Annotated in this window: 22 protein-coding genes; 3 read left to right on the top strand and 19 right to left on the bottom strand. The window is 35.0% G+C overall.

Annotation, left to right across the window (positions count from 1 at the left end; all coding sequences use genetic code 11):
* Window positions 1-12: 12 nt before the first annotated feature.
* The 3 genes from GTU69_RS17380 to GTU69_RS08525 all read left to right on the top strand — a co-directional run bounded on the left by GTU69_RS17380 (window position 13) and on the right by GTU69_RS08525 (window position 4,707).
* Window positions 13-1,542, top strand: a complete 1,530-nt coding sequence (locus GTU69_RS17380; protein ID WP_166169789.1) for a TnsD family Tn7-like transposition protein — start codon at window positions 13-15, stop codon at window positions 1,540-1,542.
* 3 nt (window positions 1,543-1,545) lie between these two features.
* Complete coding sequence (locus GTU69_RS08530; RefSeq protein WP_166169787.1) at window positions 1,546-3,138, top strand: Tn7-like element transposition protein TnsE; 1,593 nt, start codon at window positions 1,546-1,548, stop codon at window positions 3,136-3,138.
* 198 nt (window positions 3,139-3,336) lie between these two features.
* Window positions 3,337-4,707 carry a phosphomannomutase CpsG gene (locus tag GTU69_RS08525; protein WP_166169785.1) on the top strand — a complete coding sequence of 457 codons (1,371 nt, stop codon included), beginning with the start codon at window positions 3,337-3,339 and terminating at the stop codon, window positions 4,705-4,707.
* 51 nt (window positions 4,708-4,758) lie between these two features.
* Here GTU69_RS08525 and galE read toward each other — a convergent pair whose 3' ends face one another.
* The 19 genes from galE to GTU69_RS08430 all read right to left on the bottom strand — a co-directional run bounded on the left by galE (window position 4,759) and on the right by GTU69_RS08430 (window position 24,819).
* Window positions 4,759-5,778, bottom strand: coding sequence for a UDP-glucose 4-epimerase GalE (gene galE, locus GTU69_RS08520; protein WP_166169783.1), 1,020 nt, complete (start codon window positions 5,776-5,778; stop codon window positions 4,759-4,761).
* Complete coding sequence (gene pgi, locus GTU69_RS08515; RefSeq protein WP_240921610.1) at window positions 5,771-7,444, bottom strand: glucose-6-phosphate isomerase; 1,674 nt, start codon at window positions 7,442-7,444, stop codon at window positions 5,771-5,773. Before pgi ends, galE begins: the two co-directional genes overlap by 8 nt.
* The gene (locus tag GTU69_RS08510) at window positions 7,444-8,700 is read right to left on the bottom strand and encodes a nucleotide sugar dehydrogenase (protein ID WP_166169781.1); all 1,257 of its coding nucleotides are present in this window, start codon (window positions 8,698-8,700) and stop codon (window positions 7,444-7,446) included. The genes pgi and GTU69_RS08510 overlap by 1 nt, the downstream gene beginning before the upstream one ends.
* 11 nt (window positions 8,701-8,711) lie before the next feature.
* A complete protein-coding gene (gene galU, locus GTU69_RS08505; protein WP_166169779.1) occupies window positions 8,712-9,587 on the bottom strand; it encodes a UTP--glucose-1-phosphate uridylyltransferase GalU in 876 nt (291 codons plus the stop codon).
* 29 nt (window positions 9,588-9,616) lie between these two features.
* Window positions 9,617-10,237 (bottom strand): sugar transferase, encoded by a 621-nt coding sequence (locus GTU69_RS08500; RefSeq protein ID WP_166169777.1) that lies wholly within the window; start codon window positions 10,235-10,237, stop codon window positions 9,617-9,619.
* Window positions 10,238-10,604: 367 nt separating this feature from the next.
* Window positions 10,605-11,753, bottom strand: a complete 1,149-nt coding sequence (locus GTU69_RS08495; protein WP_166169775.1) for a glycosyltransferase family 4 protein — start codon at window positions 11,751-11,753, stop codon at window positions 10,605-10,607.
* Window positions 11,743-12,804, bottom strand: a complete 1,062-nt coding sequence (locus GTU69_RS08490) for a glycosyltransferase (RefSeq protein ID WP_166169773.1) — start codon at window positions 12,802-12,804, stop codon at window positions 11,743-11,745. Before GTU69_RS08490 ends, GTU69_RS08495 begins: the two co-directional genes overlap by 11 nt.
* Before the next feature lies 1 nt (window position 12,805).
* Window positions 12,806-13,801 carry an EpsG family protein gene (locus GTU69_RS08485; protein WP_166169771.1) on the bottom strand — a complete coding sequence of 332 codons (996 nt, stop codon included), beginning with the start codon at window positions 13,799-13,801 and terminating at the stop codon, window positions 12,806-12,808.
* Window positions 13,798-14,856, bottom strand: a complete 1,059-nt coding sequence (locus GTU69_RS08480) for a glycosyltransferase family 4 protein (protein ID WP_166169769.1) — start codon at window positions 14,854-14,856, stop codon at window positions 13,798-13,800. The genes GTU69_RS08485 and GTU69_RS08480 overlap by 4 nt, the downstream gene beginning before the upstream one ends.
* Complete coding sequence (locus GTU69_RS08475; RefSeq protein WP_166169767.1) at window positions 14,857-15,744, bottom strand: glycosyltransferase family A protein; 888 nt, start codon at window positions 15,742-15,744, stop codon at window positions 14,857-14,859.
* Window position 15,745: 1 nt separating this feature from the next.
* The gene (locus GTU69_RS08470; protein ID WP_166169765.1) at window positions 15,746-16,684 is read right to left on the bottom strand and encodes a glycosyltransferase family 52; all 939 of its coding nucleotides are present in this window, start codon (window positions 16,682-16,684) and stop codon (window positions 15,746-15,748) included.
* Window positions 16,657-17,856, bottom strand: coding sequence for an oligosaccharide flippase family protein (locus GTU69_RS08465; RefSeq protein ID WP_166169763.1), 1,200 nt, complete (start codon window positions 17,854-17,856; stop codon window positions 16,657-16,659). Before GTU69_RS08465 ends, GTU69_RS08470 begins: the two co-directional genes overlap by 28 nt.
* Complete coding sequence (locus tag GTU69_RS08460) at window positions 17,853-18,560, bottom strand: acylneuraminate cytidylyltransferase family protein (protein ID WP_166169761.1); 708 nt, start codon at window positions 18,558-18,560, stop codon at window positions 17,853-17,855. Before GTU69_RS08460 ends, GTU69_RS08465 begins: the two co-directional genes overlap by 4 nt.
* Entirely contained in the window at window positions 18,560-19,618 is a 1,059-nt protein-coding gene (locus GTU69_RS08455; RefSeq protein ID WP_166169758.1) for a nucleotidyltransferase family protein, read from the bottom strand. Before GTU69_RS08455 ends, GTU69_RS08460 begins: the two co-directional genes overlap by 1 nt.
* Window positions 19,611-20,255, bottom strand: coding sequence for a sugar O-acyltransferase (locus GTU69_RS08450; protein ID WP_166169756.1), 645 nt, complete (start codon window positions 20,253-20,255; stop codon window positions 19,611-19,613). Before GTU69_RS08450 ends, GTU69_RS08455 begins: the two co-directional genes overlap by 8 nt.
* On the bottom strand, window positions 20,256-21,350 hold the full coding sequence (locus GTU69_RS08445; RefSeq protein WP_166169754.1) for an N-acetylneuraminate synthase family protein: 1,095 nt from the start codon (window positions 21,348-21,350) through the stop codon (window positions 20,256-20,258). It abuts the gene before it with no gap.
* The gene (neuC, locus tag GTU69_RS08440) at window positions 21,340-22,476 is read right to left on the bottom strand and encodes a UDP-N-acetylglucosamine 2-epimerase (RefSeq protein ID WP_166169752.1); all 1,137 of its coding nucleotides are present in this window, start codon (window positions 22,474-22,476) and stop codon (window positions 21,340-21,342) included. Before neuC ends, GTU69_RS08445 begins: the two co-directional genes overlap by 11 nt.
* Window position 22,477: 1 nt before the next feature.
* Window positions 22,478-23,629 (bottom strand): LegC family aminotransferase, encoded by a 1,152-nt coding sequence (locus tag GTU69_RS08435; protein WP_166169750.1) that lies wholly within the window; start codon window positions 23,627-23,629, stop codon window positions 22,478-22,480.
* Window positions 23,629-24,819: a UDP-N-acetylglucosamine 4,6-dehydratase gene (locus tag GTU69_RS08430; RefSeq protein ID WP_166169748.1), complete on the bottom strand. Its 1,191-nt coding sequence runs from the start codon at window positions 24,817-24,819 to the stop codon at window positions 23,629-23,631. Before GTU69_RS08430 ends, GTU69_RS08435 begins: the two co-directional genes overlap by 1 nt.
* Window positions 24,820-24,821: the final 2 nt, after the last annotated feature.

Genomic DNA, 24,821 nt, shown 5'->3' with positions numbered 1-24,821 from the left:
GGGTGAGACATCGTGATTTCGAATTTTCCAACCCCATATTCGGATGAGTTAGTTTACAGTGTGATTGCACGTTATGCAGTTCACCATGGAATTCTGAGTCCAAAATATCTCACACAAGAATTATTCGATAATAGGAACTTAACACCAACTTACGATTTACCATCTCATCTAGACAAATTGGCCAGTTATTTACCGGATTACTATGATGCACTCCGTTTAATCAACCAGCACACCTTGTTGCCAATTTATCAACCATTTCAACCTAAAGCTGTGATGATTTATGCTGTACAGGTATTACAAGGTGAACAATACCAATCAGTGCATACCAAGCTGGGAAAAAATGCGTCGCGGATCAAATCTGTGAATTTTTTTCGGTTCTGCCCTCATTGCTGGCAAGAACAGATGGAGCAATATGGTGAAGTTTACTGGAAACGCAGCTGGCAGATTACAGGATATGAATATTGTACAAAGCATGCATCCCCCCTTTTTGTAAGCTCAGTCCCTTGTAATGGACTAGACCGAAAATTTTATGTTGCTCATTTAAATGCTCTTAAGGATTCTTCACAGCTCAAATTTAATCCACAGGACTTACATCACCATATCGAGCTTGCAGAACTAATCGACGAGCTACTCACTCATTCAACCTACATCACTGTACAAAATTTTTCGACTTTATCGAATGCCTATTTCAATCTCTTGAAAGACAGGGATTTACTATCAGGTCAAAAAAATGTCAACTATGAAAAAGTCCGTCAACTTGTTGTCGATTATTGGGGTGAAAGTTTTCTTCAATACTATCACCTAGGTGATCTGCGGTCTGAGAATTGCTGGCTCAAGAATATCTGCAGAAAACACCGAAAAGCTTTTTCATATCTCGAACATTTGATCCTGATAAGGGCTCTTGTTCCCACATGCAGCCCAATTCACACGTATCAACAATACCTTGATATGGCGGCCACAGCTATAGAAGAACAAACCATCCAAGTCAATGTGAAACCTGAGAATAATCAAATATTTTCAGATGATCAAATCAAATGGATACAGTTAATTCAGGAATTACCAGTCAAATCAGCCCGCCAAAAAAATGGTGCACTGTATGCTCGTTTGTATCGTAGCCAAAAAGAATGGCTATTAAAGATCAATCAAACCGCTGTCATGGCACCACTCTCCCCACCCAAGCCACGTATCGACTGGAATACTCGAGATCGTCAGTTTATGAAACAACTGATTAAGATACGTGATGAATTATTAGAAGACATAGACTCACCACAATGGACTAAAAAATTTTTGATCAAACAACTAGGTCATGTCAGCCTGATTGAAAAAAACTGGCATTTTCTGCCGTTGACCAAAACATTTTTGGAGCGTTATGCTGAGTCGGTGGATTGTTATCAAATACGTCGTCTGACTCGAACATATATTCGTCAACAAACTGAGAATAAATACTATCCACCGAGTGTTTTTTTACGTCTTGCAGGATTAAGTCCACAACGATTAACACCTGAAGCGCGTCGATTTTTTGATAATATTATGGGGAAATAAAGAATGAGTGATTGTCTAATCGACTATTTACCGAAAGATATAATTTACTATACTGCAACAAAAATTAGTCGACGTGGTCAAACTCGGTTTGATATTGATACTTATTTGTTTAACCCTATTATTAACCACTATATTCAGCTTCAATTACCAATTGAGAGCATTCTTCTTTATGACTATCTCACTCCAATTGCTGATCACTATCCAAAGAAATTATTTGACCATACACTTGAAAGTGTAAATTTCACAACATTCAAAACTATCATTTTATCTGAGGATGAGCATCAAGAGATGCATCAAGGCCGGATCTGTTTTGAGTTTTATTACTACTCGAAAGTTTTAAATAAAAATATTAATATTCAAATACCTAAACTTATTTTAGCTCGAGATCTATTCTTTTCTCACCCATATCTTTTACGTGCTGCACTTTTTGCAGAAAACTATTCAACAGATATTTTAGTAGACATGGAAGATCCTGATGCAATCCACATTTTTATTGCACAAAATAAAAAGATTTTAAAACAAGATCTCTCTGATCCTCATTTTTTGAAAAAATTAGCTTTAATTCTATTACAACCTGATTTAAATAAAGCCTTCCTTAGCATTTATCAAAAAACAATTACTGATCAAAACAGTGCTAAAGATTTTAATTTTGACATGGAGGCCCCTGAGATCAAAAATATTGATCTAACAGTAGATGGAATTTATGATAAAGAAATAGGTATTTACAGAATTGAGCGCATCACATCTTTCAAAAATCTTGATACAGCTATCAACCGCCCTATTCAATTTCATTTCACTTCAAAAAAAATTATACAACAGGTCAAAAATGCTCAGGGGCAAGGTTCAAATAAACTAAAACCAGCAAGTCAGCCTAAAGAGAAATTGAATAAAAATGCTGAAGCAGATACTGATAAACTACTGACCAAACTAAGAAATATACCTGGAGAAATTTATACTATAGAAGAATTAAAAATTTCTTTAGAGACACCTCCTGCTGAAACTGTAGTACGGAAAAGACGAAAACAAATGGATAAAGATCAAAATCAAGAAGAAGGATTTGCTGGAGGCGAAGGAGATATAGAGGGTACGGTGCCTGGATTTACAACAGAATCAGAAATTCAACTAAAGCGAGTTACCCATGAAGATCTGATTAAGGTACTAGAGGAAATTAAGAAAAAGGGATACAAAGTTCAAGAGATCAAAAATTCACCTTTTAAACAATATAAGCTTTTTAGAGGACACAAGTTTGCCAATACTCAACCACGATACTTTTATGTATATAAAATTCTAAATATACAAAATGATGAGCAATTCTATCTATGTGAAATTGATACGTCAGATGGCAAAAAGAACATATCTACGCTATTACTCAAATATGAGGAAAAAACTCAATTATTAATCGAAACAGAGTTGGAAAAATTAAATAATTCTATACTTTCTCAATCACTAAGTTGGCCTAAAAAATTTCTATCTGAAGTAAGAGGCATTACTATGTTTACTACAATTAATCATCCTTCAAAAAAGGAACAGGTAGAAGAACTGAATTATTACACTGACTGGGCTCAACGGATCTTAGAAAAGGTAAAATCGATATAAATTTTATTAAGAGCTGACATATAAAACAGCATGCTAGAATACTAAACTTTAAAAGTTAGATTAAAAAGCACTCTATCCGCTTAAATATCTCTTTTTTACAGAAGATATAAAAGTTAAACAGTAACTTAGCATATAGAAACTATTTTCCTCCTATAATTATACTTCCCTTACTTCTCAGGAATTATTTCGAGAATTCAGATGACAGAACTCACTTGTTTTAAAGCTTATGATATTCGCGGCAAACTCGGCACTGAACTAAATGAAGAAATTGCTTATAAAATTGGTCGGGCTTATGGCCAGATTTATCAACCTAAAACAGTGGTAATCGGTTGTGATATCCGTCTCAGCAGTGAAGGTCTGAAACAGGCGACTATTCGCGGTTTAAATGATGCTGGTGTTAACGTACTCGATTTAGGCATGACGGGTACGGAAGAAGTTTACTTCGGTGCCTTCCACCTGGATGTTCAAGGCGGTATTGAGGTGACTGCCAGTCATAATCCAATGGATTACAATGGCATGAAACTGGTGCGTGAAAATGCACGTCCGATCAGTGCAGATACGGGTTTAAAAGACATCCAGCTTTTAGCAGAATCGGGAGTATTTAAAGAGGTCGAGCAAAAAGGGACGACCGAAAAATATAATATCCTGCCTGAATTCGTAGATCATCTCATGACTTACATCGAACCATCAAAAATTGCACCAATGAAATTGGTGGTAAACGCGGGTAATGGTGCAGCGGGTCATGTGATTGATGCGATTGAAGAAAAATTCAAAATTCTGAATGTACCGGTAGAATTTATTAAAATACATCATGAGGCCGATGGCACCTTTCCGAATGGTATTCCTAACCCGCTGCTTGTTGAAAACCGTGACAGCACGCGTAAAGCCGTCATTGAGTATGGGGCTGACATGGGGCTTGCTTGGGATGGCGACTTTGACCGCTGCTTCCTGTTTGATGAAAAAGGCCAGTTTATTGAAGGCTATTATATTGTCGGTCTATTGGCCCAAGCATTCTTGCTGAAACAGTCGGGTGAGAAAATTGTGCATGACCCTCGCCTAGTCTGGAATACCTTTGACATTGTTAAACAATACCAAGGGGAAGCAATCCAGTCTAAATCCGGCCACTCTTTCATTAAAGAAAAAATGCGTGAGCATAATGCCGTGTATGGAGGAGAAATGAGTGCACACCATTATTTCCGTGACTTTGCCTATTGCGATAGCGGCATGATTCCATGGCTGTTAGCCGTGTCGGTATTGTCTGAAACCCAAAAACCGTTGTCTGCTCTGGTAGAAGAAATGATTACAAAATTCCCATGCTCAGGTGAAATCAACTTCAAAGTGGCAGATACCCAAACGACCATTCAAAAGATTTTTGATCACTATGCCGATCAAAATCCAGCTATTGATCAAACAGACGGTGTGAGCCTGGATTTTGGTGCATGGCGTTTAAACGTACGTGCTTCCAATACCGAACCATTACTGCGCTTAAATATTGAAAGCCGTGCAGATAAAAATCCTGAACCGATACAAGATTATGTGGATGAATTGACCCAACTGATTCAAGGCTAAGGATTGCTGGTATTAAAAAAAGGAGCTCAATCGAAAGCTCCTTTTTCATATCTACTGGCTGCGATAACCATTCGGATTTTGCTTTTGCCAGTTCCAGCTATCCGCCAGCATATCTTCCAGAGTATATTGCGGTTTCCAGCCTAACTCTTGCACAGCACGGGTATTATCTGCAAATGAAGTCGCTACATCGCCTTCACGACGCGGCTCAATGCTATAGGCGACCGGCACATGGTTGACCCGTTCAAACGTTTTCACCACTTCTAAAACCGATGAACCCTGACCGGTTCCAATATTCCAGGCACGACAGCCTTTTGCCATAAGGCGATTATTCAAGGCACACAAATGCGCATTCGCTAAATCCACCACATGGATATAATCGCGCACGCCAGTTCCGTCAACAGTATCGTAATCATTGCCGAAGATCGCCAGTTTTTCCCGACGGCCCACTGCCACCTGAGTGACAAAAGGCATCAGATTATTTGGGATACCTTGCGGATCTTCCCCAATACAGCCACTTTTATGCGCACCGACCGGATTGAAATAACGCAGTAAGGCAATCGACCAGCGTTCATCTGCCACGGACAATTTCTGTAAAAGCTGTTCAACAATCAGTTTGGTATAACCATAGTTATTACTTGGCATACCTGTAGGCATGTCTTCATTTAAAGGCGATACATTGGCCTCATCATACACTGTGGCCGATGAACTGAAGACCAGATTAAATACCCCTGCACGCTGCATGGCCTGTACCAGTTGAATGGAACCAGAAATATTATTATCAAAATAAGCCAGTGGAATTTGCTGGCTTTCCCCTACTGCTTTTAGTCCGGCAAAATGAATCACGGCATCAATGTGCTGCTGAAAAACCTGATCTAGAACCTGTGCATCACGAATATCACCCTGCACAAAAGTCAGGGGTTTGCCACTGATCTGTTGTACACGATTTAAAGATTCTTCCGAACTATTGCAGAGATTATCCAGCACAATGACCTCATGGCCTGAATTTAACAGTTGCACGCAGGTATGTGAGCCAATATAACCTGCTCCACCAGTCACTAAAATTTTAGCCATGAGTTTTTCCTAATAAAATATCTATTAAGCCTCGAGTCGAGGCATCTAAATCTGAAATATTCTGACTTTCACCACTTAAAATCGGCAACAGCTGATTGGCAATTTCCTTGCCTTTTTCAACACCCCATTGATCAAAGGGATTGATATTCCAGAGGACAGACTGCACAAACACTTTATGTTCATACATGGCAATTAACATACCCAGATTATAAGGTGTCAGCTCTTTGAGTAAAATGGTGCTACTAGGCTGATTGCCTGCATATTGTTTATAGGCAGGTAAATCATTGAGTTCAGTCTGATCTAATGCCTGATTACCAAATGCCAGCAAGCGTGACTGTGCCAAACAGTTGGACAGTGCCAAATGATGCTGCTCAATCAAGGCATCGGCATTGTCTACATAAGTAAATTGCTGGGCATTATAGCGTTTGACCGGTGCAATAAAATCACAGCTGACGGCTTGTGTACCTTGATGCAATAACTGATAGAAAGCATGCTGGGCATTGGGTCCAACCTCACCCCAAACAATCGGACAAGTATTGGTTTCAACCTGCTCACCTGTACGTTGAATCGATTTACCATTCGATTCCATTTCCAGCTGCTGTAAATAGGCCGCAAAGTATTTTAAACGGCCATCATAAGGCAAAATGGCATGGGTCTGGATATCTAGAAAGTTGGTATTCCAGGCGCCCAGCAAGCCCATCAATACCGGAATATTGTGTGCAAAAGGGGCATTCTGAAAATGTTGATCCATCGCATAAGCCCCGGCCAGCAGCTGCTTAAAGCCTGCAACCCCGATACTAAGTGCCACGGGCAAACCAATACATGACCAGAGCGAATAACGCCCGCCGACCCAGTCCCAAAGCAACAATTGATTTTCAGGAGCAATGCCCCACTCGGTCATTTTCTCAGGTTTGGTCGAGACGCCGATAAAATGATGTTTCAGAATATGCTGATGCTGACCTAAGGCTTTTTCCAGCCATAAACGCACGGTTTGCGCATTGGACAAGGTATCAATGGTGCCAAAAGACTTGGATGAGATAATAAATAAGGTAGTTTCAGGGCGTAGCTGATGCAGCAATGCTGATAGCTGGCTACCATCCATGGTCGAGACAAAATGTATATTTAAAGGCTTGGTGGTCTGTTTTTTAAAATCAGATAGCGCATGGCTGACCATCACTGGCCCAAGATCCGAACCTCCAACACCAATATTGACCACATCCTGAATCACTTCACCGGTCGCACCGCGACATTGACCGGCATGGATTTTTTCCACCAAGGTATACATGCGCTGAAGTTGCTGATGAACCTGCGCTGCAACGTCAGCATGCTGTTGATTATGTAGAGGCAAACGTAATGCCCAGTGCATCGCCGCACGCTGTTCGGTATAGTTAATGGCTTCACTGGAAAACAGCAGTTTAATCCAGGGTTTAAGCTCTTGTGTATTGGCCCATTCAACCAAACGGTCAATTACAGTCTGATTGACCCGATGCTTGCTAAAATCAAAAACCACATTGTCTAAATTTACAGAAAATTTTTGAAAACGCTCATCATCTTCTGCAAAAAAATCGGTTAAATGTTTATTTTTTAATTTATTTTTTAAGATTAATAGCTTGCCCAGAACTGAATGTGTATCTTCTACCGGATAAAATTGTGTTTGAGTCATCATTAACGCCCTACCCCCATATAGGCAAACCCCTGTGCTTTCACATAGTCTGGATCGTAAATATTTCGACCATCTAAAATCAGGGGATGCTGCATTATTTTTAATAAAGTTGGGTAATCGGGACTCCAATATTGTTTCCAGGCGGTTAATAGGCATAAGGCATGTGCGCCGTTTACAGCTTCATACTGCTCGGTACAATAAATCAAGTCCTCACGATGTCCATAGACTTTCTCAATTTCAGGCAAAGCCTGCGGATCATGCAGTTTGACCGTCACTCCTTGCGCCCATAAGGCTTTCAGCATGATATGAATCGGGGCTTGCTGGATACGTGCCGTATTTTCTTTAAAAGAGGCACCCCAAATTGCCACTGTTTTAGCTTTTAAATCGCCATGGTAATAATTCCACAGCTTTCTAAACAGCAGCTCTTTTTGTTGTTCATTGATTTCCCAAACCTGCGCCAACAGCTGACTTTTAGCCCCTGTCCCGGACACGGTATTGGCCAAAGTGAGAATATCATGTGAGAAGTTCTCTCCACCAAAACCCGCACCTGGATACAGATACGATGACCCGATCCGACTGTCTGCTGCCATGCCCTGACGCACATGCTCGATATCAATGCCCAGTTTTTCCGCAACTACGGCGAGGTCATTAATATAACTAATGCGTGTCGCCAACATGCCTGAAATGCTAAGTTTGGTAAATTCAGCATCTAAAATGGGCATAAATAAATATTGCTGATGACGTGGAAATAATGGTCGCAATAATTCCTGGATTTTGAGTTGAACCTTACTTTGCTCACAGCCCACAATCAACTGTTCGGCTTGAGTCATGCTGGTCAAGGCATTTCCCTCCTGAATGATGTCAGGTAAATACACCCAATCATCTTCAGGTAAATACTTTTGTAATTTGTCCGTACCATGCAAGCCTAGCGTAGATGCATTAATCATCAGTTTAGGATGAATAATTGGACGCTGGCCGATTTCTTTTAATATTTCAATGCCTAAATTTTCTTCATTCGGATTAAAACTAAAGAAATAGGCATCCATATCCAGGGCAATATCGTTCAGATGACAGTATTTTAAAAACCCACCGTGTTGCTGTTTATCCAGTAACTGTTTGACTGCATCATCTTGGGCATAAGCTTGTTCTAAAGCACTTTTTTTTAGAAAATCACACCAATACACCTGATGACCACATTCGGCCAACAATGCTGACAAGACAGCTGCATACAGGGTTTGTCCAAATACTGCAACCTTCATTATTCACCGCCTTATAATGCAAGTTCCCGGATGAGTGCTTTAAAGTCCTCACCCAATTTAGGATGATCTACACCATAATGTAACACGGCTTTGAGATAACCCAGTTTGCTGCCGCAGTCAAAGGTTTGACCTTTCATTCGATAGGCTTCAACCGTTTCAGTCTTTTGTAATTCTGCAATCGCATCGGTGAGCTGAATTTCGTTTCCTGCACCTTTGGGGGTATTTTCCAATAACTGCATAATCTTGGCAGGCAATACATAGCGACCCACCACGGAAAGATTGGAGGGTGCCGTACCAACTGCTGGTTTTTCTACAATCCCTTGCATCGCCATACTTTCGCCTTCTGCAGGGGATGCAACCACATCCACAATGCCATATTGATCGACTAGATGATCCGGCACAGCTTCCACCATAATTTGTGAAGCTTGGGATAAATTAAAACGTTGAATCATTAAGCTCAAATCATTTATTGACTCTGGATCTTTCACCAACACATCAGGCAATAAAACCGCAAAGTCATCATCACCAATCACGGCTTTCGCACAGAGCACGGCATGACCTAAACCGAGGGGTTGTGGTTGACGCACGCTGATCACACTAACATGGGAGGGTAAAATTTCTGTGATTTCTGCAAGCAAATCAAATTTCTTTTTATTTTCAAGCGTCGTTTCCAGCTCAAAATTATGGTCGAAATAGTTCTCAATTGAAGCTTTGGAAGAGTGAGTCACCAAGATAATTTGTTCAATTCCTGCTGCGACAGCCTCACGTACCACATACTCAATGGCTGGACGGTCTACCACAGTGACCATTTCTTTAGGGATGGATTTGCTTGCAGGTAAAAAGCGTGTACCGAGGCCTGCGACTGGGAGGATAGCTTTTTTGATCATAACTTAAAATGTAACTTTTGATGTGAAGTTTAAGATTCTACTTTTTCAGACTGAACTTGAGGGGCATTACCTTTAAATAAAGATGGACCCACATGTCCAGGGGCATTAATCCCTTCTCGCTTGGTCATAACACCTACAGTTTTAAACATGATTTTAAAGTCAACCCAAACAGAATGGTTATCTACATACCAAACATCACACTTAAAACGCTCTTCATAATCCAGTTCATTTCGGCCACTGACTTGTGCCAAACCAGTCATACCAGGACGTACTTCAAGACGACGAGCCTGCTCGGGTGAATAAAGTTCTACGAATTCTTTTAGCATTGGTCGAGGACCTACAATACTCATATCACCTTTTAAAACATTAATGAGCTGAGGCATTTCATCTAAGCTGGTAGCTCTAAGCTTTTGACCAAATGGTGTTATTCGGTGTTCATCTGGTAAAGGATTCCCTTCTTTGTCAACGGCATCTTTCATAGAACGGAACTTGATCATTTTAAAAAGTTTACCATTCTTACCTGGACGTTCTTGTAAGAAAAAAATTGGTGAACCAAGATTTCTTTTTACTTTATGACACACCAACAGGAATATCGGAGATAAACTAATTAATGCCAAAGTTGCAATAATAATGTCCAAGAGTCGTTTCATCACCCCACCCTATCCTTAAATAATCAAATTTACTCATCAGATTAAAAAATATGAGCACTGAAATTTTATCTAACTGTTAGTTTCTGTAGCATTTATAGCTTTAAAATATTTTAAGCTTAACGTGAAGTATACTGTGAATTTCATGAGGGAAAAATAGTAAAAACTATTCCACAATGAAAGTTTTTACATATCTTTACAGCTTTCAATTATATACTGAAATTTACAGTTATTTACTAAAATGGAATATATATGCATCATATGTAGTACAATATGTTTTGGTACATAATTTAAGCGATAAAATTATTTCAAAGATCTTCTATTCATAATAAAATGTAAAAAATCAGAATAATAAAATAACCTTTTCGTATCAGTTACATATACCCATTATTCTCAATAACTTAACATTTACTTTTTCAGCATCAAATTTTTCTTGAGCCATTTTATAACTTTCTTGCCCCATAATATTAATTTGTTCTGGGTGTTCGATAAAATATATCATTTTATTCGCTAACGCATTTACATCCCATTTAGGAGTCAAAAATCCATTTACACTATCGATGACAGTATCTCTGCACCCTGGAACATCAGTAGTAATTATAGGCCGTCCAATTGCCATAGCCTCCTGAGTGCTACGAGGAACCCCCTCACGATACGAAGGTAAAACAAAAACACTAGAATTCTTTAATTCTTCAGCAATTTGGTTAGTAAAACCTTTATATTCAATCACACCAGATTGAATTACATTATCTAATTCATCTTGTGTAAGTCCAGACGGATTTTTTGTATCTAAGCTTCCAACAATTTTAAAACAAGCATTCGGATATTTTTCTTTTACAATTTTAGCTGCAGCTAAATATTCATAAATACCTTTTTCAATCAATAATCTTGCAACAATCACAAACGAAATATTTGATGAAGTATCCCATGGACTATATGGATAATCTTCAAGTTTTAAACCAATCCCGCCAAGGACGTGAATTGCATCTTTACGATGATAAATTTTTTTTGAAATGATTAAATCCTTCGGATCATCATCATTCAAAAAAATAATTTTATCGATAAATGGAAATACAATACGGTAAAGTGAAACCTGAAAAAATTGCACAAGTTTCATTTTTAAGCTTTGGCCAGTTGGATGGTCTGTAAATGGAGAACCCAGCCCTTCAATCATACCAATTACATTTGGAACTTTACCCAAACGAGCTGCTAAAGAACCATAAATCACAGGTTTTGTAAAGAATGAAAAAACAAGATCGGGTTGGTGTTCTACAATAATTTCCCTTAATTGCAAAAGTGTTTTTAAGTCTTTAAATGGGTTTAAGCCACTTCGGCTTAGACCATAAGTAATGACTTCCGCACCAAGACTTTTAATTTTGTCTAACCAAACATCATCGTACTCTGATACAAGAGTAAAAACTTGATGTCCTTGTTCAATACAAGAAATTATAAAATCTTTACGGAACAAATATAGGTTAGAAGCAGTTGTACCAATAAGAAAAATTTTATTAACTTTCATACAATTCTAACCATTTTTGCAATGAGGTTTGCAATGAAAAATTATCTTCGATACGTTTTCTTGCTTTTACATTATTCATAGTAAGTGTTGCTTTTTGTAATTTAAGCACATCAAGAATTGTGTCTGCTAAAATTCTAGAATTGCTAATTGGAACTAGTCGACCTGTATCGCCCATTATTTCTGAACAACCACCACAATCAGTTGCAATAACAAACGTTTCACAGGCCATAGCTTCAATAACCACAGTTGGTAATCCTTCATGTTTAGATGCTAAAATAAAAAAGTTCGCACTATTTAATAACTCTGGAATATCATTACGCTTTCCAAGTAATTGAATATTTTCCCCAATATCAAGTTGTTGAATTAGGTTTTCTAATTCACTTCTTAGTTCACCATCACCAGCAATATAAAATTTAATATTAGGACTTAAATCATTTTTTATTAAAGCAATTGCATGAAATAAATTTGGATAATCTTTTTGCTCACTAAAACGTCCAACTGAAAGAAATTTTATTTCATTATTAGCTATTATTTTTTCTTGTTTTTTAAATTGATTTAAATCTATACCATTATAAACTGTAATTATATTATTTTTTGAAAAAGCACCTTTGCGTATTAAAGAAATACATGCCTCATTACTCACATTAGTATTTAAATCTGATAGAAAATTTGTAAATCTATAGGCAATCATTCTAATGTAACCACCTTCATTAGAATTATGTGCTGAACAAATTAACTTATTATTTGATATAAAAAAACGAGAGATACGAGCAAAAATATTAGCATGTACCATATGTGCATGAACTACATCTGGTCGGAAATCTCGGAGGACTTTCTTATACTTTTTTAATGCTGAATAAAAATTACTTAATGAATCAAAATCAAGACAAATTAATTCAATTTTTGGAGACACTGGCTGAACTAATATCTCACCTTTTAAATAAGCGATTTTAACATCATGACCAAGAAGTGTCATTTGATCGGCCAAATCAGCAACAACTTTTTCAGCACCACCCAAGCCTAATCCAGTAATGAGATATAAAATTTTCAAATTAAAACAGCCTAATAAAATTTAATTGTACAAAAAACAAATATACATATGCAATCATCATTATGCTTAAAAGCAATATACGTATATATTTTCTTTGATTACTTATAGCAATTATTACAAATGGAAATATCATCATCAAATATCGATAAGCATATCCTCCCCCTATAAATGGCGTAATAACTAAAGAGGAAATAAAAATTAATGACACTCCATATGCAAAATCAATTTCTTTATCTCTATTTTTCAGAACACCTAAAATTAATAAAATAAGGACCCCCCCCCAAAAAAATGACGATTTAAAATCAACCCCCATTGTCAAATTGGTACTATAAATTTCCTGTCTTCGATCATCCAAATTTTCTAATAATTTTCCAAGATATGGCCCAGTGATTAAAGCCGTAAAAACACCTATCAATAAAAATGAAATAGTACTAAGAAGAGCATTCATTTTTTTGAAGTTAGAAATAAAGACAACCACTACCGTAATTAAAGAAAAAAATAAAATAGATGTATGTATTAAAGATAATAATAATCCAAAAAAAATTATAATAAAATACTTACTCTTATCCAAAGCATTAAATAAAAAAAGTAAACAATAAAATAAAGAAACTGCAAATGCAGATCTTAGTTGAGCACCCCAAAAAAGTATAAAATATGGAAAAGTTACCCAAAAAATATAGTAAAAATTTGTTTTTTTTAATATTAAATATATAATAAAAAAAAGATTTAAAAATGGGAATAAATCAAAAAAAATAAATTTAGCACTAAAAAAAAATTCTAGTTGTGTCAAAATTTTAGACCACAACCATTCATTTTTAAAATAATCTAGAATAGTATAATAAGGTTTACTATCATATGCTCCAGACTCAAGCATAACAACATAAGTTGGATTATCAAGCCCATCATATGTAATAAAATAAAACCAATTTATTTGATTTATAAAAAAAGAAAGAATAAAAATGGTGAAAAATAAAACCATTCTTTTATAAAGGATCAAATTATTTCCTCCCACTTTTCTACAATCGAATCAATTCTATATTTATTAACAACACTTTTAATATACTTATAATCCCAATTCATCTGCATAGCATATAATATAGAATTTGCTAAGCTGACTTCATTAATTTCTTTTACCAAACAACCTAATTTAGAATTATAAACAATATCTGCTGGTCCAGTATCACAATCATAAGCAATAATAGGTATTCCATAAGCCTGAGCTTCTAATAAAACCATAGGAAAACCTTCATTTCTTGAAGACATACAATATAAAGATGAACATCTATAATATAAATCTATATTTTTAGTTTCAGCAATAAAATCCACCCTATTATTTATTCCCAACTCTAAGGCTTGTTTTTTTAAGTTATTTTCCTCTTCTCCACTTCCAATAATTTGTAATTTCCAATCAAAATTCTCTTTACAAACAATAGACCATGCTTCTAATAATAAATCAAAGCCTTTTACATAGGTCAACTTACCAATTGCTAAAACGATTTTATACTGGGAACTAGGATAATTTTTAATATTTAAAAATGGTGCAGGATTAGCAATTACTCTTATCTTAGCCTTAATCAAATTCAAACCTTTTTTCCACAGAATTTTATCCTTTTCAGTCAAGACAACAACATAATCACAATATTTCGCAGCAAATTTTCTACCAAAATCACGGAGCTTCACTCCCAAATTATTGTTAAAATTAAAATGTTCCCAACAAATATGTTGAATATTAAGACCCCAAAGTGCTGGCACCGTGTAAATACAACTAATGCTATCAACAACTATTAAAGTATCTATCTTATTTTTTTTAATAAACCTTCTAATATAAAATATATAATTAAAGAAATTCATTTTTCCAGAAACTTTACTTTCGAAGATAGAATAAGTCTTAACTGATGAACTAAGAGAAAAAAAAGGATCCCCTTTCCCCCACAAGCTTAGTATGCAAACATTTTTTTTTCTATTTGTTAATTCATTTGCTATCAATGTAGTTACTCTTTCTGTCCCACCTGAACGAGTAATATCACCAATTAAAAAACATATTCTTTTCATTTATTTCAAACCTAGCATTAAAAAAAATAGCATATAAGACAGTAAAGTATAAAATACATTTGTATCAGCACATCTTCTTTTAAAAGATATTTTACTATAATTTGCACATTGTATAAATCTTATCAAAGAGTATATATAAAATTTAGGGTTATTTAAAAAAACCCTTATCGGTGTGTTTTTAAGAATACAAGATCTTGAAATATAATGGCCTACTGAATTATTCTTTATTGAACTTTTACCTAATCTATTAATCTCCACATCATTAAAAAAAAATCCTAATGTTTCTGGAACATATAGAAATTTATAATTTTCTTTTGTAACTTTTATATAAAACCACAATTCAGGAATAAATTTAATATCCTTATCAACAGGATATTTAAAATCTTTCAATAATTTTGTTTTAAAAATATCAATCCTTTCCCCTATATATTTTTTTTTGGAAATTTCATCATTATAGCTTAATACCTTAGGAATATTTACAACCTTCCCACCATCATTTAATAAAGTCTTACTATTAATACTATTACAACGAATACCAATTAAAACTGGATTTTCCAGAAAGGTAGATAAATATTTTTTTATTATTATATCTAAAATATTACCATTCAATACATCATCAGAATCAACCCCGCAAAATAAATCACCTGATGCCAAATCAATAGCTAAATTCCAACATGCTTGTTTCCCTTTATTTATTTGTTTTATATATTTAATTGTAATTTTATTTTCCTTTAAAAAGGAATTAACCACCTCTTCAGTATTATCTGTCGAACCATCATCTATGATTAGCCATTCAAAATTTTTAAAATTTTGTTCTTTTAAATTTTCATATAGCCTACCAAGTGTATTACCTCTATTATAAGTAGGTGTAAATATTGTTAATAACATATTAAATCTCCTCAACAACAACTTGATAGCTTTTTAAAAAATCATATTGCATATAGTATTTTTTCATCAATTCAGAATTAAAAACTGATATTATTTCAATATTTTTTATGCCTTTTAAGTTAATAAGAACTGTGCTAAAAAACCCATAAATCTTAACCTTACACTTATGTTCTAAAATAAAATCAATTATATAATGCTCAAATATTTTAACAGTATTAATATAATCAATACCACTAAATTTCTCACTCTCTCTTGGATGTGGGAAATAGTAATCAACATTCAGTTTTTTTATAATTTCAGGGATTTTTGAGTAAAGTGGATCAGCAATAGGTTGACCAACAAAAATAGTTATAGTGTTAGTATTTTCGTTAATTTCATTTAATTCAATTAATTTAATATATTCTTTATTTTCAATAATATTACTCACGCCATCATATATCGTATAATGTTTAATAGACTCACCCCTAACAATTTCTTTAGTATATAAAATCCCGAATAATTTCCTAAGAATTTTATCTTTAAAACTAAATTCACTCTCAATATAATATGAGGAATTTTTAATAATATTTACCAAACCATCATCAAAGGTATAAATTTTTCCTTTTTTTATTTTAGATAAAACCATATGAAAATAAATTGAATCTATACTAGAAAGATATACCTCATGATAGTAATACTTAAGATAGAATTTTACATAAAAATAATTTTTAAAGTAATTATAATAAGTTTTTAAGCGACTTCCAGTTCCCGTGTTTAATACATATATATTTTCACTAACTTGTTCAATAAGATTAATATAATATTTAAATTTTTCATTATTATGAGCAGTGATTAAAACATCAACATTTTTTAGCTGATGCTTTTCAATAATTTTTTTTGCAATAACTAATTGTAATGGTGTTACACACATAATTAATTTTCTTTGTTTAAATTTAACCACAACATTACCACCATAACAAAATTAGAAATTATCAAAGCATAAGGAATATAAGCTATTGAATAAAAACCAGTTAAAATCAATAAAAAAAGATATATAACCGAACTACCAAAAGTAATTTTTGCAATTTTTTTATTCTTTGCATAAAAGAATAGATAATTAACCAACATCAAATATGGTAAATTAAAACTAAAACCAAGCAAATACAATACGACATAATATTTTGATTCAGCATATCTTTGACCTAAAAACCATTCATATGTTGACTCAGGCAAAACATAACCAATCAAAGCTGGAATTATACATAATGGTATACAAAGAAGCGTATATTTCTTAATAGTTTGGATAGATAACGTTTGTGCTTTAAGCTTTTGATAATAATATGGAACTATTGCTTTATTCAGTGCCATTAATATAATTGGTAATACGGATGCGACCTGTACACCTGCTGAGTAAATGCCTAGCTCTGCTTTTGTATATTGTTCATAAATAAACAAACGATCAAGTTGCCCTTTAACAAAAAAACTTGACTGATGCAAAATCAAAGGAGTACCAAAAGAAAATATATAGAAGGAACCTAATTTTAAACGGTTTACCGTAATTTTATTTTCATTAGAAAATAAATTGCCTAATACAATACTTGCAATAAAAAAAGTTACAGCATTCGCAAAAACTATTGCCAAAATTCGATATACAACTAGATCTTTAGTAAAATACTCTAACGCAGCTATTGTGAATGCAACATTCGTTAAAGAAAGAATAATTTGAATAGTAATATATTTGAATGGTTGCTTCTGGCATTGTCTTAATGCCAATTGTACACTTACAAATGACTGAAACATCGTTGCCAACACAATGTAAGCCATAATTTCAGCTTTGAACCACCAACAAGCTACAAGCACTAAACTAGAAATTAGAATATTGAAGAGATAGCCAGCCGTAACTACTATGTTTAAAGCTTTTTTCCCGTAGAAATAAAAGTAACGTGTTACTGCACCATCTTGGCTTAATCCCACAAAAATACCAAATAATGCTAGCATAGTTAAATAATATGAGAGTTCGCCAAAACCATCAGGTCCTAATTTTCGTGTTAGATATGGCAACATGAGAAAAGGGAGACTTTTCGCAAAAAGCTCCCCAATCAAATAAATGAAAGTGTCTTTTAAAACCTTCATTCTTTTGACCTATGCAGTATCATTGTTTCTGCAATTAAGAAATCGAGTGCTGTATCAATATCGACGGCTGTATCCTTATCTATTTGAAAACCATATACATCCGAATCATAAAAGATTTTATCCTTATCTAATAAGGCCAAAACGTCATAAATATAAATTGATCCATTTAAGCGATAATATGTAGGTAAATCCTGACTTCTTTTACCTTGTACCTCAGGCCGAATAAACTCCGATAGACTAGCATTTTCGGGCAAGATATTCGACCACATCGGACTATGCTCTGCTTCAGAAATAGAAACAACACCTTTTGCACTCTTTGCCACAAAAAACTCTAATGCATAATCTAACTCATCTACCAAACGTAGTGGAGAAGTTGGTTGGAGTAATACAATAAGATGGTTCTTTTTCTGGATATCCAGTTGTTTTATCGCATGCTTGATCACATCAAAACTAGATGCGTAATCATTCGACAGATCATCTGGTCTTAGAAATGGAACATCGGCACCATATTGCTCAGCAATTTGTTTAATTTCTAAATCATCTGTTGATACTACAACATGGTCTATATATTTTGAAGCCAGAGCAACGTCAATCGACCAAGCAATTAAAGGTTTCCCACATAGTAATTTTTCATTTTTCCGCGGTAATCTCTTACTTCCCCCTCGTGCAGGAATAATAGCCGTTACGTGGTATTGTCCTAACATCAGAATTTACCAAAATCTAAATTTATAATATCTCGTTGAGCACGATTATAATCTTCCATATGCCCAATATCCAACCAGTATTCATGCAATGGATAACTCGTGACTTTTTGCTGTAAAGCAATTTGCTGTTCTAATATTGTCGGCATTCCTATAAATTCAGCATTCACTTGTGCAAGTAACTCAGGAGAAATCACGTATATGCCTGTATTTATATCAAAGAAATAACTTGGCTTTTCTGTCATGCTTTGTATGACATTATTTTCTGAATTAACCACGCCATAGGGTATTTGGTATTGAAATTCACGCACACACATTGTTGCTATAGATTGATTTTTCTCATGAAAATCTAAAAGTTTACCAAAATTCATATTTGTAAGCACATCACCATTGATGACTACAAAAGGTAGCTTGATTTCTTCTTTCGGTAATAAGCTTAGTGCTCCACCCGTGCCCAGTGGGTCATTTTCATGCACATATTGAATTTGAACATCAAATTTTTCACCATTACCAAAATGCTCGCGAATAATTTCAGGCAAATAATGGGTTGAAATATAAAACTTATAAAACCCTTGTTCTTTTAAGCTTAATACGATGGTTTCTAACAGCGGTTTTCCACCAACAGGCAACATAGGTTTCGGGCATTTATCAGTCAATGGTCGTAATCTGGTACCAAAACCGCCTGCCATAATAAATACAGAGTTTTCTTTTCTTTTGCGGCTAATTAGGTCTTCTAACGTAATAATATTAACTAATTGACCTGCTTTTAAAACAGGTAGAGCCAAATAACGCTTTTCTCGCATTATTTCAAAAATCTGCCGATTTGTTAACTCACTCTCCTCAATTGAATAAGGGGTTACATGCATAATCGTTTCAACTGAAGCATGCAAATCTTTCCCTTTGAGTAAACCCCGACGAATATCACCATCAGTGATACTACCAAGTAAATGATTATCTTCATCTACCACTAACACGATTCTTAATGCATATAAGTCTAACAACTCTAATGCCTTTAATATCGTGTCTTTCTTATTCAGAACTATTTTTTTTACATCAATCATTACGTTTTAATTCCTTCGCTGGTGCACCTACATATGTTGTATGCACTAAAGTATTTTTTGACACTACAGCACCAGCGCCAATTATTGAGTACTCACCCAACTTCTTTAATTCTAGAGGTCCCTTACCTGGCAAAATTGCAGCATTTGTGCCAATGTATACGCCAGTACCCACATGGATACAACCAGACAAATTCACGCCTGGCATAATCGACACGTAGCTATTTAATTTACAGTCATGCCCAATAGTGCAATTGAAGCTCACCACTACAAAATCTCCAAAGCTACAAGAATTGGTAACCCTTGCACCAGCAGCAATTATCACGCCTTTAGAATGATGTAGTTGTTCGCGAATTCCAAAACCCAATGTGGCCTGAGAATGAATTAAATTTGGAAAATTCAAGTGAGGATAAAATTCATAAATTTTTTGACGGATTTTCGGAGCAGCGACACCTATAGTAAAGTCAATATTGGAAACACCAACAATTTCAGACTCCAAAAACACAGGGAAACCTAACAAAGTTTGGTTTTGCTCCACTTCCTTTTCTAAAAAGCAAATATCAGTATAACCTTGATCGAGAGCTAAATCTAAAAGCTCTTTTGCAAAGCCGCCTGTTCCAAAAATCGCCAGTTTTTTCATTTATAGTTCAATAAAATCATTCTTTTTAAATGCCTTGGTTGCATAAGTCCCCAAAACATCCCAATATTTATTTGGTTCTAAGACAACCTTACCAGCACGTTTGGCTGTAATATTTTCTTCTGTAAACAGTTCACCTTCGGCAATCTCTTTACTCGCCACAATACTACGTCGCACTAAGTAATAATTATCACTTTCTTGCTCTAGCATAAATTTTATGCCATCACCAAGAGCTGCATGGGTTTTATGTAAGATCTCAACATAGCCCTTAAATTCATCAGCTTCCATAGATGCCGCATGATCTGGTCCAGCCATATTTTTATCAAGGGTTATATGCTTTTCAAAAATTCGAGCACCTAAACTCAAACTAATGACTGCTGCATATTCATCTAAAGTATGATCAGAATAGCCAGTCGTTAATCCAAAAACATTTTTAATTGTTTCAATCGCACGTAAGTTGGTTTGCTCAAATAACGCAGGATACTGCGTCACACAGTGCAAAATTGATACCTGTTCTTTTAACTTTTTACGAACAGCAAACTTTGAATATGACTCTCTAAATAACTGTTGTGATGGTCTAATCTGAGTACCTTTATCAATCACAAATGCAAAAACAGACAATGCTTGTTCAATATCCCCTAAACTTGCTGTACCTGTCGACAAAATTACATGTTTTCCAGTACATGCCAATTCATATAAAAACGGTAAGTTAGAAATATCTGCCGATGAAACTTTTAAAAATGGCACATCAAGGTCTTCGACCAAAAACCTTAAACTTTCTGAATCAAAAGGTGTTGAAATAAACGTAATATTTTCTGCATAACAAAAGTGCTGAATCTCTTTTGTTTGCTCATACGTCAACTCAAGGCTTTTCACAAGTTCAAGCTGACTTTGTGCTGAGCCCGTATTTTCTTTTTGGTAAGCAGCCATTTCCGTTTGATCTGAGAGTAAACTATCTGCGTTGAAAGTCTGAAACTTAACAGCATTAGCCCCACATTTTTTTGCTTTTAAAATGAGTTCTTTTGCTATATCTACAGAACCATTATGATTCACACCAATTTCAGCAATCACATAAATTTCATTTTCATCAAAGATCATAAAATGGCGCCTTTTTCTTAAAATCTATTGTCTTAATTACTTCTATAATTTTTTGAGAAGTATTTCCGTAACCCAATGGAGGCTGAACTTGCTCCAGTTCAGATTTTGGAAATTCCTGCGCCTGCTTTAACGCATTCTGAATCTCAATTTGATCAAGTTTTACGTCAATAATCGATTTACAACGTAAACGCCCTTTTTGACGGTCACCAATATTAATCGTAACTACTTGTAATGCAGGTGCTTCTGATAAACCACTAGAAGAATTTCCAACCATTGCAAGTGAATATTTCAATACACTCAAATAGTTCTGAATACCAAAACTTTTAACTAAAAGCACACGGTCTGGTATTTCTGCTTTTAATGCCAACATCGCTTTTACAATTTCAGTATTCCCATTGTCCGCATTTGGATAACTAAATATAAAATTGACATCAGACTGCATTTTTAGAGCATTAAATAAAGGAGTTACATCTTCATCTTTTAGATTAGTTTCAGGATGATAAGTAATCAGAAAATATGGTTTTGAAAAATCAAACTCATATATCTTATTTAACTCTTCAATACTTTTAAATTTGGTTCGTTGTATATGATCTAAACCCACAGCACCGACATTAAAGACATTTTCTGGCCGCTCACCCAATTGAATTATTCGCTTTTGATATGGCTCAGCTGCAGCAAAATGAATAGTCGCCATTTTCGTAATCGCATGACGAATTGATTCATCATAAGCACCTTCGGTAATTTCACCACCATGTAAATGCGCTATAGGAATTTGCATAATTAAAGCAGCTTGCGTCACGGCTAATGCCTCAAAGCGGTCACCTAAAACCACTAGTAAATCAGGTTGCATACGACGTAATGCATCTGCAAAACCTATCAGCCCCACTCCCATAGATTTAACAACAGCACTTGAGGTATCTGATGAAAGTAGCATTTCTACAGATTCGGTGATTTCAAAACCATCTTTTACAATTCCTTTCCAAGTTTCACCATGCTCTGGAGAATAGTGCATAGCCGTGGCCAAAATCTGTAGCTCAAGGTCTGGATCACTTTGTATATCTTTCATTAACCAATACAGCAACCCATATTCAGCCCGAGTTCCTGTAAATACGGCTATTTTTTTCATATTACGCCTCCAATGGAACAGAGCTTGGAATATTGACAACGCGCTCTTCTAACCAATTTGAATGCGTTAAATGGTCTTGTAACGCACTTTTGTACATTGGTAATTTGGTCATTAATGTCCAAATTGGACGAGTCATTACTTTACTTTCGTTAGTACCTTGCAATACCTGATCTCGATGCGCTTTATTTTCACAAATAATCGTATTTAACCAATAGTTTGAATGACAGTCTTGAGGTTCTACAAAAAATTGAGTATCTGAGTCTTTAAAAAACTCTAAATAGTGCTGAGCAAGGCTTCTTTTTTTATCAAGAAAATCATTTAAGTTTTCCATTTGAGCACAACCTAACGCAGCATTTAAATTTGGCATACGATAGTTAAATCCGTTCTCATCATGATAAAACTCATAGGGATGAGGAATTTTTGCAGTTGTCGTAATATGTTTTGTTTTGATACCAAGTTTTTCATCTTGACATAAAACCATTCCACCACCACCCGTAGTGATAACTTTATTACCGTTAAAACTTAATGCTGAAATTGGACCTAAAGTTCCTGTATGCTGACCTTTATAATATGACCCTAAACTCTCCGCAGCATCTTCCACCAATGTTAAATGCCATTTTTGACATACAACCATTAACTCATCCAACTCTACAGGATGACCAAATGTATGCATTGGTACAACTGCTGAAATTCTCTGATTTGTTGATTTATGACGGCACTCACCTAAATCATTAATATAGGCATGTTCATCTAAATATTGTGCTAATGCAGTAGGACATAATCCCATCGTTTTTAAGGAAACATCAACAAACAAAGGTTCTGCACCGATGTAGGAAAGTGCATTGCATGTTGCGACAAAGGTTAATGCTTGTGTTACCACAAGATCGTCTCGCTTAACTCCTGCCATCAGCAATGCAACATGAAGTGCAGCAGTGCCGTTCACTGTAGCTACAGCCCGCTTAGTACCTGTAAAATTTTGAATTTTTTCTTCAAACTCAGTAACAAATGCTCCCACACTGGATACAAATGTACTTTCTATCGTGTCTAATACGTACTGTTTTTCATTTCCAATAAAACGGGGCTCATGCAGTGGAATGAATTGATCCGTTTTATAAATATCACGTACAAATTGATTAAATTTTGCAATTTCCACTACATTTTCCCATCTAAATATAGACCAGTTTCTTTATGACCAAAGTTAGGCATCATATAGTTAAATAAATCGACTATTTCTTCTTTATTCCATTGTTTGGCTTCTAGCATTGCACTGATTTTGTTTTCAAAAGTCTGTAATTTATCTTCTTCAATATTTAGTGCATTTTTTATTACACCTAAATTATTGAAGCGTTGCATATCCAGAACTTCATGATCTGTAAAAAACTCTTCAAAATCTTTTTCACCAGTCGTCGTGCTACCAGCAAATAGACATGGCCACTTACCTTGTTTTGGTAAAGTCTTAACTAATTCTCGGGCTTCATCTTCAGTCTCACAAAGATGTGGTTCATAACCCAAATGCTTTAAATATTTCACTGCGATATCAGCAAAAGTAATGAGGTGTAAATGTTCACTTAATTTTGGGAAGAAAATATCTCTGTTTTCACCCAGTAAACATGACATTAAACAAAGTTCACCCGATTCTTTAGGAGTCACAAAATAACGTCGAATATCGTTTGGCGCAGCAATTGGTTGTTGTTTTTGAATACGTTGATTAAAGCCATGCAGTAATGAACCATCCGAAAATGCCACATTCGCAAAACGAGCTGTGGAAATATCAATATGCTGACTTTGGCGCATAAGGAACATTTCCATAATACGCTTTGAGCCACCCATCATATTTACAGGGTTAGCAGCTTTATCTGTCGAAACACAAAAATACTTTTTCACCCCTTTTTCAATAGACTGCTGAATTGTTTTTTCAGTATTCAAAATATTGACATGAATCATTCGCATTAATGTAAACGGATCTTTTTCACTACGCACATGCTTTAAAGCGGAAAGATTTAAAACGTAGTCAAAATCACCATCATTCTGAATATAGGCATCATACTCAGCAGACCCAATATCTAGTGCAAATGTTTGGAAATCACCATCAATGTAACCAAACGAGCTACGAATATCACGAACGACTTCTGTTAGATTATTTTCTGAAATGTCAACAACGTGTAATTTCTTAGGATTGCGTTTAAAAATTTCTTTAACAACTGCCTGACCAATAGATCCCGCCCCACCTAAAACCAAAAATTTAGAGTTTGAAACAATTTTTTTTAATTCTTCATTCCAAATTTTAATATCATTAGTAAAAAGTTCTTGCTGACGACCAATTAAACTTAACAAGCTACTCATAA

The organism is Acinetobacter sp. SA01, assembly GCF_011319235.1.
In the GTDB taxonomy this organism is placed as follows: domain Bacteria; phylum Pseudomonadota; class Gammaproteobacteria; order Pseudomonadales; family Moraxellaceae; genus Acinetobacter.
This window is presented reverse-complemented; position numbering and strand designations above follow the sequence as displayed.

What these genes read in the sequence shown, in the direction of transcription:
- GTU69_RS08530 (WP_166169787.1), top strand. Translation starts at nt 1,546, where the DNA reads ATGAGTGATTGTCTAATCGACTATTTACCGAAAGATATAATTTACTAT.
- GTU69_RS08525 (WP_166169785.1), top strand. Translation starts at nt 3,337, where the DNA reads ATGACAGAACTCACTTGTTTTAAAGCTTATGATATTCGCGGCAAACTC.
- galE (WP_166169783.1), bottom strand. Translation starts at nt 5,778, where the DNA reads ATGGCTAAAATTTTAGTGACTGGTGGAGCAGGTTATATTGGCTCACAT.
- pgi (WP_240921610.1), bottom strand. Translation starts at nt 7,444, where the DNA reads ATGATGACTCAAACACAATTTTATCCGGTAGAAGATACACATTCAGTT.
- GTU69_RS08510 (WP_166169781.1), bottom strand. Translation starts at nt 8,700, where the DNA reads ATGAAGGTTGCAGTATTTGGACAAACCCTGTATGCAGCTGTCTTGTCA.
- galU (WP_166169779.1), bottom strand. Translation starts at nt 9,587, where the DNA reads ATGATCAAAAAAGCTATCCTCCCAGTCGCAGGCCTCGGTACACGCTTT.
- GTU69_RS08500 (WP_166169777.1), bottom strand. Translation starts at nt 10,237, where the DNA reads ATGAAACGACTCTTGGACATTATTATTGCAACTTTGGCATTAATTAGT.
- GTU69_RS08495 (WP_166169775.1), bottom strand. Translation starts at nt 11,753, where the DNA reads ATGAAAGTTAATAAAATTTTTCTTATTGGTACAACTGCTTCTAACCTA.
- GTU69_RS08480 (WP_166169769.1), bottom strand. Translation starts at nt 14,856, where the DNA reads ATGAAAAGAATATGTTTTTTAATTGGTGATATTACTCGTTCAGGTGGG.
- GTU69_RS08475 (WP_166169767.1), bottom strand. Translation starts at nt 15,744, where the DNA reads ATGTTATTAACAATATTTACACCTACTTATAATAGAGGTAATACACTT.
- GTU69_RS08465 (WP_166169763.1), bottom strand. Translation starts at nt 17,856, where the DNA reads ATGAAGGTTTTAAAAGACACTTTCATTTATTTGATTGGGGAGCTTTTT.
- GTU69_RS08460 (WP_166169761.1), bottom strand. Translation starts at nt 18,560, where the DNA reads ATGTTAGGACAATACCACGTAACGGCTATTATTCCTGCACGAGGGGGA.
- GTU69_RS08455 (WP_166169758.1), bottom strand. Translation starts at nt 19,618, where the DNA reads ATGATTGATGTAAAAAAAATAGTTCTGAATAAGAAAGACACGATATTA.
- GTU69_RS08450 (WP_166169756.1), bottom strand. Translation starts at nt 20,255, where the DNA reads ATGAAAAAACTGGCGATTTTTGGAACAGGCGGCTTTGCAAAAGAGCTT.
- GTU69_RS08445 (WP_166169754.1), bottom strand. Translation starts at nt 21,350, where the DNA reads ATGATCTTTGATGAAAATGAAATTTATGTGATTGCTGAAATTGGTGTG.
- neuC (WP_166169752.1), bottom strand. Translation starts at nt 22,476, where the DNA reads ATGAAAAAAATAGCCGTATTTACAGGAACTCGGGCTGAATATGGGTTG.
- GTU69_RS08430 (WP_166169748.1), bottom strand. Translation starts at nt 24,819, where the DNA reads ATGAGTAGCTTGTTAAGTTTAATTGGTCGTCAGCAAGAACTTTTTACT.